At 61.1% G+C, this 13329-nt stretch carries 7 protein-coding genes; 5 read left to right on the plus strand and 2 right to left on the minus strand.

Features of this window, described 5'->3' with window-relative positions; translation table 11 throughout:
- Positions 1-11 precede the first annotated feature (11 nt).
- Both xdhB and xdhA read right to left on the minus strand, forming a co-directional pair.
- Positions 12-2405: a xanthine dehydrogenase molybdopterin binding subunit gene (gene xdhB, locus AAEZ10_RS03890; protein WP_243241730.1), complete on the minus strand. Its 2394-nt coding sequence runs from the start codon at positions 2403-2405 to the stop codon at positions 12-14.
- Positions 2398-3852: a xanthine dehydrogenase small subunit gene (gene xdhA / locus AAEZ10_RS03895; RefSeq protein ID WP_350567794.1), complete on the minus strand. Its 1455-nt coding sequence runs from the start codon at positions 3850-3852 to the stop codon at positions 2398-2400. Before xdhA ends, xdhB begins: the two co-directional genes overlap by 8 nt.
- Before the next feature lie 268 nt (positions 3853-4120).
- Between xdhA and AAEZ10_RS03900 the strand changes: the two genes are divergently transcribed.
- The 5 genes from AAEZ10_RS03900 to AAEZ10_RS03920 all read left to right on the plus strand — a co-directional run bounded on the left by AAEZ10_RS03900 (position 4121) and on the right by AAEZ10_RS03920 (position 13314).
- The gene (locus AAEZ10_RS03900; protein WP_039763015.1) at positions 4121-4780 is read left to right on the plus strand and encodes a GntR family transcriptional regulator; all 660 of its coding nucleotides are present in this window, start codon (positions 4121-4123) and stop codon (positions 4778-4780) included.
- A 2-nt stretch (positions 4781-4782) separates the two neighbouring features.
- Complete coding sequence (gene smc, locus AAEZ10_RS03905) at positions 4783-8271, plus strand: chromosome segregation protein SMC (protein WP_350567797.1); 3489 nt, start codon at positions 4783-4785, stop codon at positions 8269-8271.
- A gap of 259 nt (positions 8272-8530) precedes the next feature.
- Positions 8531-9394: a cell division protein ZipA gene (zipA, locus tag AAEZ10_RS03910; RefSeq protein ID WP_350567800.1), complete on the plus strand. Its 864-nt coding sequence runs from the start codon at positions 8531-8533 to the stop codon at positions 9392-9394.
- 86 nt (positions 9395-9480) lie between these two features.
- Positions 9481-11838 (plus strand): NAD-dependent DNA ligase LigA, encoded by a 2358-nt coding sequence (gene ligA / locus AAEZ10_RS03915; protein WP_350567803.1) that lies wholly within the window; start codon positions 9481-9483, stop codon positions 11836-11838.
- A 312-nt stretch (positions 11839-12150) separates the two neighbouring features.
- The gene (locus tag AAEZ10_RS03920; protein WP_071171597.1) at positions 12151-13314 is read left to right on the plus strand and encodes a zinc-binding metallopeptidase family protein; all 1164 of its coding nucleotides are present in this window, start codon (positions 12151-12153) and stop codon (positions 13312-13314) included.
- Positions 13315-13329: the final 15 nt, after the last annotated feature.

The following is a 13329-nucleotide window of genomic DNA, read 5'->3' on the forward strand; positions in this document are numbered from 1 at the left end:
GGGAACGATCATCAAACAACCGCGGTTTCAGCTTCGACAGCCTTCACCGCTTTAAGCTGGCGCATCTGCTCACAGCCCCACAACACCCGCTCCGGCGTGGCTGGCGCGTCGATTTTCGGCTGATGCTGATAATCCCCGAGGCTCGCCACCGCGTCCTTGATTGCGCACCACGCGGCGATGCCGAGCATGAACGGCGGTTCACCGACGGCTTTGGAATGGAACACCGTGTCTTCCGGGTTCTTGCGGTTTTCCACCAGTTTCACCCGCAGATCCAGCGGCATGTCCGCCACCGCCGGGATCTTGTAGCTGGCCGGGCCGTTGGTCATCAGCTTGCCCTTGTTGTTCCAGACCAGCTCTTCCATGGTCAGCCAGCCCATGCCCTGGACGAAACCGCCCTCGACCTGACCGATGTCGATCGACGGGTTCAGCGAGGCGCCGACGTCATGCAGGATGTCGGTGCGCAGCATCTTGTACTCGCCGGTCAGGGTATCGACGATCACTTCGCAGCAGGCTGCGCCGAAAGCGAAGTAATAGAACGGACGCCCACGGGCCTGACTGCGGTCGTAGTAGATTTTCGGAGTCTTGTAGAAGCCGGTGCTGGACAGCGAGACCTGATTGAAATACGCCTGCTGGATCAGCGCTTCGAAGGTCAGAATCTGCTCGCGCACCCGCACGTGGCCGTTGCGGAATTCGACGTCTTCTTCGCTGACCTTGTAGTGCCGCGCGGCGAATTCGACCAGGCGTTGCTTGATGGTCTGTGCTGCGTTCTGCGCGGCTTTGCCGTTCAGGTCGGCGCCGCTGGAGGCAGCGGTCGGCGAGGTATTCGGCACTTTGTCGGTGTTGGTCGCAGTGATCTGCACACGATCGATTTCGACCTGGAACACTTCCGCCACGACCTGGGCGACTTTGGTATTCAGGCCCTGACCCATTTCCGTACCGCCGTGGTTCAGGTGGATGCTGCCGTCGGTGTAGATGTGGATCAGCGCACCAGCCTGATTCAAGAAGCTCGCGGTGAAGGAAATACCGAATTTCACCGGGGTCAGCGCCAGGCCCTTTTTGAGGATCGGGCTGTTGGCGTTGTAGCGACGGATCGCTTCGCGGCGTTCGTGGTACTGGCTGCTTTCTTCCAGCTCGGCGGTCATTTCCTCGAGCATGTTGTGCTCGACGGTCTGGTAGTAGTGGGTGACGTTGCGCTCGGTCTTGCCGTAGTAGTTGGCCTTGCGCACCGCCAGCGGGTCGAGCTTCAGATGCCGGGCAATCGCGTCCATCACTTCTTCGATGGCGACCATGCCTTGCGGGCCGCCGAAGCCGCGATAAGCAGTGTTCGAGGCGGTGTTGGTCTTGCAACGGTGACCGTTGATGGTGGCATCGCCGAGATAGTAGGAGTTGTCCGAGTGGAACATCGCCCGGTCAACGATCGAAGCAGACAAGTCCGGCGAGCAGCCGCAGTTGCCGGCCAGCTCCATGTTGATCCCGTGCAGACGGCCGCTGCTGTCGAAACCGACGTCGTACTCAACGTAGAACGGGTGGCGCTTGCCGGTCATCAGCATGTCTTCGACGCGCGGCAGGCGCATCTTGGTCGGTTGGCCGGTGAGGTGCGCGACCACCGCGCACAGGCACGCCGGGCTCGCGGCCTGGGTTTCCTTGCCACCGAAACCACCGCCCATGCGGCGCATGTCGACAACGATCTTGTTCATCGACACGTCGAGCACTTCGGCGACCAGTTTTTGCACTTCGGTCGGGTTCTGCGTCGAGCAGTAGACGATCATCCCGCCATCTTCGGTAGGCATCACCGAGGAGATTTGCGTCTCCAGATAGAAGTGCTCCTGGCCGCCGATGTGCAGCGTGCCCTGAATACGGTGTTCAGCCGTGGCCAGCGCCGAAGCCGAATCGCCGCGCTGATGGGTGTGGCTGTCGAGCACGAAATGGCGCTTGCGCAGGGCTTCGACGACGTCGAGCACCGGTTCGAGGTCTTCGTATTCGATGATTGCGGCCATCGCTGCTTTGCGCGCGGTCTCCAGATCTTTCGCCGCGACTGCCAGCACTGGCTGGCCGACGAACTGCACGTCATCGATGGCCAGCAGCGGGTCACCCGGCATCAGCGGGCCGATGTCCTTCAGGCCCGGCACGTCTTCGTGGGTGATGACGATGCGCACGCCTTCGAAGGCGTAGCACGGCGACGTGTCGATGCTGAGGATTTTCGCGTGGGCGCGGTCCGACAGGCGTGCATACAGGTGCAGCTGGTTGGGAAATTCCAGGCGATCATCGATGTACTGCGCTTCACCGGACACATGCTTGGCGGCGCTGTCGTGCTTGACGCTGCGGCCGACACCGGTGGTCAGATCCTTGGCGAACAATTCGGCCAATTCAGCCTGGGTCTTCTCTACGGCGTGATGGTTAGACATAAGCGGTCACCCGAGTCTCGATGTGCGGTGTTTGCAGTTCGATGAAGTATTTGCGCAGCAGGTTTTGCGCGCTGAGCAGGCGATATTCCTTGCTGGCGCGGAAGTCCGAGAGCGGTGTGAAATCCCCGGCCAGCGCGGCGCAGGCACGTTCGATCACGGCGTTGTTGAACGGCGCACCTTGCAGCACGGCTTCGCAATGCGCGGCGCGTTTGGGGATTGCCGCCATACCGCCGAAGGCCACCCGGGCGTCGCTGATCACACCGTTTTCCACGCGCAGATTGAACGCAGCACAGACGGCGGAGATGTCGTCGTCCAGGCGCTTCGACACTTTATAGGCGCGGAACAACTGCTCGGCGCTGGCGCGCGGGACGATGATTTTTTCGATGAACTCGCTTTCCTGGCGCGCGGTGACGCGATAGTCGATGAAGTAATCTTCCAGGTTCAAGGTGCGGCGGGTTTCGCCTTTGCACAGCACGATCTGCGCGCCGAGGGCGATCAGCAGCGGTGGCGAGTCACCGATCGGCGAGGCGTTACCGATGTTGCCGCCGAGGGTGCCCTGATTGCGGATCTGCAATGAGGCGAAGCGGTGCAGCAGTTCGCCGAAGTCCGGGTACTCGGCATTCAACGCCTCGTAGCAGTCGGAAAGGGCGGTGGCGGCGCCGATTTCGATGCGGTCATCGAAGGTTTCGATGCGCTTCATTTCGGCGACGTTGCCGACGTAGATCATCACCGGCAGAGTGCGGTGGAACTGGGTGACTTCCAGCGCCAGATCGGTGCCGCCGGCGAGCAGCCGCGCTTGCGGATAAGCGTCGTAGAGGTCGGCCAGGTCAGCGACGGTCAGCGGCACCAGGCAGCGTTTGTCACCGCTGTTGAGTTCACCGATATCGGTCGGCGCGATGGCCTTGAGGCGGGCAATGGTTTCGGCTTCACGGGCGTCGAACTGATCCGCTGGCTTGGCGCAGCAGGATTGTTCGGCAGCGGCGAGAATCGGCCGGTAGCCAGTGCAGCGGCAGAGGTTGCCGGCCAGCGCTTCGTGAGCCTTGGCCTGATCCGGCGCATCGCTGTTCTTTTGCAGGGCGAACAACGACATCACAAAACCGGGGGTGCAGAAGCCGCACTGCGAACCGTGGCACTCCACCATGGCTTTCTGCACGCTGTGCAGTTCGCCCTTGTGCTTGAGGTCTTCGACGCTGATCAGTTGTTTGCCGTGCAACGACGAAACGAAGGTCAGGCACGAGTTGAGGCTGCGATAGCGAATATGTTCACGCCCCGTGTCATCGGTCTGCAACTCGCCAACCACCACGGTGCAGGCGCCGCAGTCGCCGCTGGCGCAACCTTCTTTGGTGCCGGGCTTGCCCACATGTTCACGCAGGTAATTGAGCACAGTCAGATTCGGGTCCAGGGCGTGCTCGCTACGGAGTTCCTGGTTAAGTAAAAACTGGATCACGGAAGGCCTCGCAGACTCATTATTGTTGTTAACCGACGTGAACCGAATTTAGCAGGTCTGACTTTTCGGTCAATGGTTTTCTGACTTAAAGGTCAGGAAAATCCGTTTCGTCGATCAACAGCGTGTCTATTCAGTATTGACCTTCATCGGTCACTGCGCTTTTTTGCGGGATTCGTGCCAAAAACCGCTGAGTGGGCACTCCGCCATGACCGCGCATTTGCGCTACACTGCGCCGCTTGTGCAGATCGATAGAGTTTGAAGGACAACCATGACGTTCAAGGCGCCGGACAGCCTCGCCGAGCAAATCGCTCACCACCTCGCCGAACGCATCATTCGTGGCGAAATGAAGCCGGGAGAGCGCATCCAGGAACAGAAGGTCACGCTGGCGCTCAACGTCAGCCGCGGTTCGGTCCGCGAAGCCTTGCTGATCCTCGAGCGCCGTCACCTGATCGCGATCCTGCCGCGTCGTGGCGCCCACGTTACCGAGCTGACGCCGCACAAGGTGCAGAGCCTGTGCACGCTGATGAGCGAGCTGTATATCCTGCTAGGCAATTCGGTGGCCAATGGCTGGCAAGTGCAGTCGGACATGGCGCCGTTCGTGCAGATCCAGCAGCGCCTGACCGCCAATTACGAACGCGGCGATATCCGCAGCTTCGTCGATGACAGCTTCGCGGTGATGCGCGCCGCCTATCCGTTTGCCAACAATCCGTACCTGCAAGAAACCGTCGAGAACCTCCAGCCGGCGATGAGCCGCGCGTATTTCCTCGCCCTCGAACAGCGCAAGGCGGAAATGAGCGAATTCCTCGAACTGTTCGAACGCTTGCTCGCCGCCGTACTCGCCCGTGATTTGCCGCAGATCCGCATCGTGCTCACGGCGTATGCCCAGCGCAGCTGCGATCTGGTGGTGTCTGCGCTGACGGTTGCCTGAGCGTGCGGCTGAAGTGCATCAAACTGGCGGGGTTCAAATCCTTCGTCGACCCGACCACGGTGAACTTCCCCAGTAACATGGCGGCGGTCGTCGGGCCGAACGGTTGCGGCAAGTCGAACATCATCGACGCCGTGCGCTGGGTGATGGGCGAAAGTTCGGCGAAGAACCTCCGTGGCGAGTCGATGACCGACGTCATCTTCAACGGTTCGACCAGCCGCAAACCGGTGAGCCAGGCCAGTATCGAACTGGTGTTCGACAACTCAGACGGCACGCTGCTCGGCGAATACGCCGCCTACGCGGAGATTTCCATCCGCCGCAAAGTCACCCGCGACAGCCAGACCACTTATTACCTCAACGGCACCAAATGCCGTCGGCGCGACATCACCGATATCTTCCTCGGCACCGGCCTCGGCCCGCGCAGCTACTCGATCATCGAACAGGGGATGATCTCCAAGCTGATCGAATCCAAGCCCGAAGACCTGCGCAATTTCATCGAAGAAGCCGCCGGCATCTCCAAGTACAAGGAGCGTCGCCGCGAGACTGAAAACCGCATCCGCCGCACCCACGAGAACCTCGCCCGCCTGACCGACCTGCGCGAAGAGCTGGAGCGCCAGCTCGAACGTCTGCACCGTCAGGCCGAGGCGGCGAAAAAGTATCAGGAACTCAAGGCCGAAGAGCGTCAGCTCAAGGCGCAACTGTCGGCCCTGCGCTGGCAGGATCTTAACGAGCAGGTCGGCCAGCGCGAGTCGATCATCGGCAATCAGGAAGTCAGCTTCGAAGCGCTGGTCGCTGAACAGCGTAACGCTGATGCGGCCATCGAGCGCCTGCGCGACGGTCACCACGACCTGTCCGAGCGCTTCAATCTGGTGCAGGGCCGCTTCTATTCGGTCGGCGGCGACATCGCCCGGGTCGAGCAGAGCATTCAGCATGGCCAGCAGCGGTTGCGCCAGTTGCAGGACGATCTGAAAGAAGCCGAGCGCGCTCGTCTGGAAACCGAGTCGCACCTGGGCCACGACCGCACGCTGTTGCTGACCCTCGGCGAAGAGCTGGACATGCTCACGCCAGAACAGGAAGTCACCAGCGCCGCCGCCGAGGAAGCCGCTGCGGCCCTCGAAGAAGCCGAAACCACCATGCACGGCTGGCAGGAGCAGTGGGATGCTTTCAACCTGACCGCTGCCGAACCGCGCCGTCAGGCTGAAGTCCAGCAATCGCGGATTCAGCAGCTGGAAAGCAGCATGGAGCGTCTGGCCGATCGGCAGAAACGCCTCGCCGAAGAACGTGCGTTGCTGTCCGCCGACCCGGAAGACGCGGCGATCATGGCGCTCAACGAGCAGCTCGCCGAGTCCGAAGCGACCCTCGAAGATTTACAGACCAGCGAAGAAGCACAGGTCGAAAAGCTCGAACAACTGCGTCAGGAATTGCAGCAGGCGCTGAGCGCGCAGCAGCAGGCGCAGGGCGATCTGCAGCGGCTCAATGGGCGTCTGGCGTCGCTGGAAGCCTTGCAGCAGGCCGCGCTCGATCCGGGCACCGGCACCGCCGAATGGTTGAAGGAACACAATCTCGCCGAGCGTCCGCGCCTGGCCGAAGGCCTGAAGGTCGAGGCCGGTTGGGAGCTGGCGGTGGAAACCGTGCTCGGCGCCGATCTGCAAGCGGTGCTGGTCGACGATTTCAGCGGTTTTGATCTGTCCGGATTCACCCAGGGCGATCTGCGCCTGCTCAGCCCGGCCAGCGATGGCGTGCGGGTGGCCGGCAGTCTGCTGGACAAAGTCGAGGCGCAGATCGATCTGTCGCCGTGGCTTGGTCAGGTCAAACCGGTCGACAGCCTTGAACAGGCGCTGGCCTTGCGCGGCCAGTTGAGCGCCGGGCAGAGCCTGATCAGTCGCGATGGCTATTGGGTCGCTCGGCACTTCTTGCGTGTACGTCGCGCCAGCGAAGCGGAAAGCGGCATGCTCGCCCGTGGCCAGGAAATCGAAGACTTGCAGCTTGAACGCGAAGAGCGTGAAGCCACGGTCGAGGCCATGGAGACCCGCCTGCAAACCCTGCGCGCGCAACAGCGCCAGCAGGAAAACGGCCGCGAACATCTGCGCCGCTTGCTGCAGGACGAAGCGCGCCAGCAAGGCGAACTGAAAGCGCAGTTGTCCGCCGGCAAGGCCAAGGCCGAGCAACTGACATTGCGCCGCACCCGTCTCGATGAAGAACTGGTCGAACTCGCCGAACAGCGCGAGCTTGAGCACGAACAGGTCGGCGAAGCGCGCATGAATTTGCAGGAAGCGCTGGATTCCATGGCGCTCGACACCGAGCAGCGCGAGTTGCTGCTGGCCCAGCGCGACAGCCTGCGCGAGCGCCTTGATCGCGTGCGTCAGGAAGCGCGGCAGCACAAGGATCATGCCCACCAATTGGCCGTGCGTCTCGGCTCGTTGCGCGCCCAGCATGACTCCACGCGCCAGGCGCTGGAGCGTCTGGAGATGCAGGCCGAGCGCCTGACTGAAAAGCGCGAACAGTTGAGTCTGAATCTGGAGGAGGGCGAGGCGCCGCTGGAAGAGCTGCGTCTGAAACTTGAAGAACTGCTCGACAAGCGCATGACCGTCGATGAAGAGCTCAAGACCGCGCAGATCGCCCTGGAAGACGCCGATCGTGAATTGCGCGACGCGGAAAAACGCCGCACCCAGGCCGAGCAGCAATCGCAGTTGATTCGCGGCCAGCTCGAACAGCAACGCATGGAATGGCAGGCGCTGACCGTACGGCGCAAGGCTTTGCAGGATCAATTGCTCGAAGATGGCTACGATCTCAACGGCGTGCTCGCCACATTGACCGCACAAGCCAGTGAACGCGAAGCCGAAGAAGAACTCGAACGCATCAACGCTCGGATTCAGCGCCTGGGTGCGATCAACCTCGCGGCCATCGATGAATACACGCAACAATCGGAGCGTAAACGTTATCTGGATGCGCAGGACGCCGATCTGGTCGAGGCGCTGGAGACCCTGGAAAACGTCATCCGCAAAATCGATAAGGAAACCCGCAACCGTTTCAAAGATACCTTTGATCAGATCAACGGTGGTTTGCAGGCACTTTTCCCGAAAGTTTTCGGTGGCGGGCGCGCGTATTTGGAACTGACGGGCGAAGATCTACTCGATACAGGGGTGACGATCATGGCGCAGCCGCCCGGGAAGAAGAACAGCACCATCCATTTGCTCTCCGGCGGCGAAAAAGCCCTGACTGCACTGGCCCTGGTTTTTGCCATCTTCAAGTTGAACCCGGCGCCGTTCTGCATGCTCGATGAGGTTGACGCGCCACTGGATGACGCTAACGTTGGACGCTACGCACGCCTGGTCAAAGAGATGTCGCAGACCGTGCAGTTCATCTACATCACCCACAACAAGATCGCCATGGAAATGGCCGAGCAGTTGATGGGTGTGACGATGCATGAACCGGGCTGTTCGCGACTGGTGGCGGTGGATGTCGAGGAGGCGATGGCGATGGTGGATGCCTGAGTCGGTGTGGTGTCGGAATAGTTTTGGAGGTCTGTAGGACTTTTTACTGACACCGGCTGAATGGCCAATCGACATATTCGCGCAAGCCAAATGAGACAGACGGTGTAAAGTTGTCTTTGGTCGTGCTAGTTTAATGTCAATTTTTCGTATACGTGGGCAAAACGCCTGTCAGAACATAGAGTTGGCGCCACGTTTTAAAGCGGTTTACGCAGTGTAAACCCCTTATTTTTCAGCATTTTTTATAGAGGCACGGGATTACATGGAAATCGGTCTGCGCGAGTGGCTGATCGTCATCGGCATCATTGTGATAGCCGGTATTCTTTTCGATGGCTGGCGCCGTATGCGCGGCGGCAAGGGAAAGCTGAAATTCCGTCTCGACCGGAGCCTGTCCAATCTGCCGGACGAGGACACCAGCGCCGAGCTGTTGGGCCCGGCCCGCGTCCTGGACACGCACAAAGAGCCGCAACTGGACGAGCACGATCTGCCGTCGGTGAGCATGCCCAACCGCGAAGCCCGCGAGCCGCGTGAATCCGCTTCGAAACGTGGCAAGCGCGGCAGCAACGGCCCGGCGCAGGGCGACTTGAACCTCGACCTCGATCTGGACGGCGGCCCGAGCTTCAGCAGCCGCGATGACGATTTCGCCGAAGACAGCAAGCCTGCAGCGGCCGTGGCGGAAAAAGATCAGCCACAAGCCGAAGAAGTCCTGGTGATCAGCGTGATCTGCCGCGACCCGGCCGGCTTCAAAGGCCCGGCGCTGCTGCAGAACATTCTCGAAAGCGGTCTGCGTTTCGGCGAGATGGACATTTTCCACCGCCACGAAAGCATGGCCGGCAACGGCGAAGTACTGTTCTCCATGGCCAACGCTGTCAAGCCGGGCATTTTTGATCTGGACGACATCGACCATTTCAGCACCCCGGCGGTGAGCTTCTTCCTCGGTCTGCCAGGCCCGCGTCATCCGAAGCAGGCTTTCGACGTGATGGTCGCGGCAGCCCGCAAGCTGTCCCAGGAACTGAACGGCGAACTGAAAGACGATCAGCGCAGCGTGCTGACCGCGCAGACGATCGAACACTACCGTCAGCGCATCGTCGAATTCGAACGCCGCGCTTTGACCCAGAAGCGTTGATACAAAAGGTCGTTCCTGTTTAACAAGACGATCGGCAAAATAATTGAGCAGCCTCGGCTGCTCTTTTGCTTTATGAGAGAACACCCATGACCGCCGCCAAAACCCGCATTCTAGAGCTGCGCGCTGAGCTGGATCAGCACAACTATCGTTATCACGTTCTCGACGAGCCGAGCATTCCCGATGCCGAGTACGACCGCTTGTTCCACGAGCTCAAGGCGCTGGAAGCGGCCAACCCGGAGCTGATCACCAGCGACTCGCCGACCCAGCGCGTCGGCAGCATGGCGTTGACCGCGTTCACTCAGGTGCGTCACGAAATTCCGATGCTCAGCCTCGGCAACGCTTTCGAAGAATCCGACATGCGCGAGTTCGATCGCCGCGTCAACGAAGGCCTCGACGTGCCGGCCGGCGATCTGTTTGGTGGCGGCGCGGCGGTGGAATACAGCTGCGAGCCGAAGCTCGATGGCCTGGCGGTCAGCCTGCTGTATCAGGACGGTCTGCTGGTGCGCGGCGCCACCCGGGGCGATGGCACTACGGGCGAAGACATCAGCGTCAACGTGCGCACCGTGCGCAATATTCCGCTGAAGTTGCACGGCGAAGGCTGGCCGGCGACGCTGGAAGTGCGCGGTGAAGTGTTCATGTCCAAGGCCGGTTTCGAGCGCCTCAATGCTTCGCAACTGGAAATCGGCGGCAAGACCTTCGCCAACCCGCGCAACGCGGCAGCAGGCAGCCTGCGCCAGCTCGATTCGAAGATTACCGCCAATCGTCCGCTGGAATTCTGCTGCTATGGCATCGGTCAGGTGTCTCACGATATCGCCGACACCCACATCGGTAACCTCAAGCAGTTGCAGAAGTGGGGCATGCCGATCAGTCACGAACTGAAGCTGGCCAAGGGCATTGATGAGTGCCTGGAGTATTACCGCGACATCGGCGAGCGCCGTAACTCGCTGGCCTATGAAATCGATGGCGTGGTGTTCAAGGTCAACAGCATCGCCGACCAGCGTGAACTGGGCTTTCGTGCGCGCGAGCCGCGCTGGGCGATCGCACACAAATTCCCGGCGATGGAAGAACTTACCGAGCTGCTCGACGTGGAGTTCCAGGTCGGCCGCACCGGTGCGGTGACTCCGGTGGCGCGTCTGAAACCGGTGAAGGTCGCCGGCGTCACCGTGGCCAACGCCACGTTGCACAACATGGACGAAGTCGCGCGGCTGGGCCTGATGATCGGCGACACGGTGATCATTCGCCGCGCCGGTGATGTGATTCCGCAAGTGGTGCAGGTAGTCATCGAGCGTCGCCCCGATGACGCGCGCCCGGTGGCCATTCCTGAAAGCTGCCCGGTGTGCGGCTCCCACGTTGAGCGCACGCAACTGGTCAAGCGCAGCAAGGGCAAGGAAACCTTCAGCGAAGGTGCGGTGTATCGCTGCGTCGGCCGACTGGCCTGTGGCGCGCAATTGAAGCAGGCGATCATTCACTTCGTCTCGCGCCGGGCCATGGACATCGAAGGCTTGGGCGACAAGAGCGTCGAGCAACTGGTCGACGAAGGTCTGGTCAGTTCGCCGGCCGATCTGTATGCGCTGAAGTTCGACGACATCGTCGATCTGGAAGGCTTCGCCGAGGTATCGAGCAACAAGCTTCTCAAAGCCATCGAAGACAGCAAGCAACCGAGCCTGGCACGTTTCATCTACGCCCTCGGCATTCCCGATGTCGGCGAAGAGACAGCGAAGGTGCTGGCGCGCTCGCTGGGTTCGCTGGAGCGCGTGCAACAGGCCTTACCGCATGTGCTGACCTACCTGCCGGATGTCGGCCTGGAAGTGGCGCACGAGATCCACAGTTTCTTTGAGGATGCGCACAACCAGCAGGTCATCAGCGAATTGCTCGGCCATGGTTTGCAGATTCAGGATCAAGGCGAGTTGGGCGCCGAATTCGCCGCCAGTACCACCCTGGGCGGCTTGCTCGACAAACTGCATATTCCCTTCGTCGGCCCCGGTGGTGCGCAGAAACTCGCCGATCGCTTCGGTTCGCTGGAAGCGGTGATGAACGCTGACTGGCTGGACATGCGCCAGGCATTGCCCGAGAAGCAGGCCAACTCGGTGCGCGAGTTCTTCGTCTCGCCTGAGCATCGGCAACTGGCCGAGCGGTCCGAGCAGCAGCTGCGCGATTTCGGAATGCATTGGCAGAGCGAGAAAAAAGTTGTCGAAGGTCTGCCGCTGTCCGGCGAAACCTGGGTGCTGACCGGCAAGGTCGAGTTGATGAGCCGGGATGTGGCCAAGGATCATCTGGAAAGCCTGGGTGCCAAGGTCGCCGGTTCGGTGTCGGCGAAAACCCATTGCGTGGTCGCAGGCCCGGGTGCCGGCTCGAAACTGACCAAGGCCAACGAACTGGGGGTGAAGGTCATGGACGAAGAAGCGTTTATCGCCTTCCTCAAAAGCCACGGCGTCCCTGTCTGACCGGATGAACCCCTGTGGTGAGGGGATTTACCCCTGTCCGGATGGACACCTGTGGCGAGGGGATTTATCCCTCTCCGGATGGACACCTGTGGCGAGGGGATTTATCCCCGTTCGGCGACACCGTCGTCGCAAAACCATACGACTCGGTATACCTGATTAACCGCGTTGTATGGTTTTGGGGGTCGCTTCGCAACCCAGCGGGGATAAATCCCCTCACCACACTGGTGCCATCACCCGAGCGCGCGGTTATGGGTGGGAACGATGTTGTCTTCAGGATGATCTAGTCTTGGCCAGTCCCAGGGAGAGATCGCCATGCACCGTTTTTTCGAGCAGCTCAGTTCCCGCATCATCGCGCCGTTCGTGGCCGGATCCTCGCGCAACAGCAAAGTCTGGCCGTGCCGTTGCGGCCAGTCGCTGTTCTTTCGCAACAGTCAGTGCCTGGCCTGTAACGCCTTGCTCGGCTATCAACCTGAAGAAAGTCGCCTGACCTCGCTGCAGCCGGGGCCGGAAGAAGGCACCTGGACGCTCGACGCCGATCCCGACGCCGGACTGTTCCGCCGCTGCGCCAACCTCGACATGCCCGCCGCGTGCAATTGGCTGCTGCCGGCCAATGATCACGACACCTTGTGCATCGCTTGCAGCCTCAATCGCACCATTCCCGACTTGTCCGTCGCGGAAAATCCCGAACGCTGGCGCAAGGTCGAAATCGCCAAGCGTCGACTGGTCGCGCAACTGATCACCCTCGGCTTGCCGGTCATCCCGAAAATCACCGATGAAGAAACCGGGCTGGCGTTCGACTTCATCGGTGTCGACCTGGAAGGCAACGCGCCGATGACCGGCCACGCCAATGGCCTTATCACCCTCGATATCAAAGAGGCCGACGACGCTCACCGTGAGCAGGTCAGGGCGGCGATGCACGAACCTTACCGCACGCTGCTCGGGCATTTTCGCCATGAGGTCGGCCACTACTACTGGGATCGCCTCATCGCCAACGGCCCTTGGCTGGACGCGTTCCGCAATCTGTTCGGCGACGAGCGCGCCAGTTACGCCGAGGCGCTGGACCGGCATTACCAGCAAGGCGCGCCGCTGGACTGGCCGCAGCACTACGTCAGTGCCTACGCGACCATGCACCCGTGGGAAGACTGGGCGGAAACCTGGGCGCATTACCTGCACATGATGGATGCGGTCGACACGGCGCTGGGCTTCGGCATGAGCGCGCGGGAAATGGACTTCGACTATCAGCCATTTCCCACCAGCACCCTGTACGATCCGGAGCACCCCGGCGGCACGGCATTCCTGTCGTTCGTCAATGCGTGGATCGAACTGGCCGGCATGCTCAACGAACTGTCGCGCAGCATGGGCCAGCCGGATTTCTACCCGTTCGTACTGCCGGCGGCGGCGATCGCCAAGTTGCACTTCATTCATCTGGTGATCCAGCAGGCGGGCGGCAGGGCGGATGAGGTGCTGGCCTTGTAGGTGTCGCAGGCCGTG

Origin of the sequence: Pseudomonas sp. H26/SER47-MNA-CIBAN-0231, from assembly GCF_040310465.1 — a bacterium.
Lineage (GTDB): Bacteria > Pseudomonadota > Gammaproteobacteria > Pseudomonadales > Pseudomonadaceae > Aquipseudomonas > Aquipseudomonas atacamensis.

What these genes read in the sequence shown, in the direction of transcription:
- xdhB (WP_243241730.1), bottom strand. Translation starts at nt 2,405, where the DNA reads ATGTCTAACCATCACGCCGTAGAGAAGACCCAGGCTGAATTGGCCGAA.
- AAEZ10_RS03900 (WP_039763015.1), top strand. Translation starts at nt 4,121, where the DNA reads ATGACGTTCAAGGCGCCGGACAGCCTCGCCGAGCAAATCGCTCACCAC.
- zipA (WP_350567800.1), top strand. Translation starts at nt 8,531, where the DNA reads ATGGAAATCGGTCTGCGCGAGTGGCTGATCGTCATCGGCATCATTGTG.
- ligA (WP_350567803.1), top strand. Translation starts at nt 9,481, where the DNA reads ATGACCGCCGCCAAAACCCGCATTCTAGAGCTGCGCGCTGAGCTGGAT.
- AAEZ10_RS03920 (WP_071171597.1), top strand. Translation starts at nt 12,151, where the DNA reads ATGCACCGTTTTTTCGAGCAGCTCAGTTCCCGCATCATCGCGCCGTTC.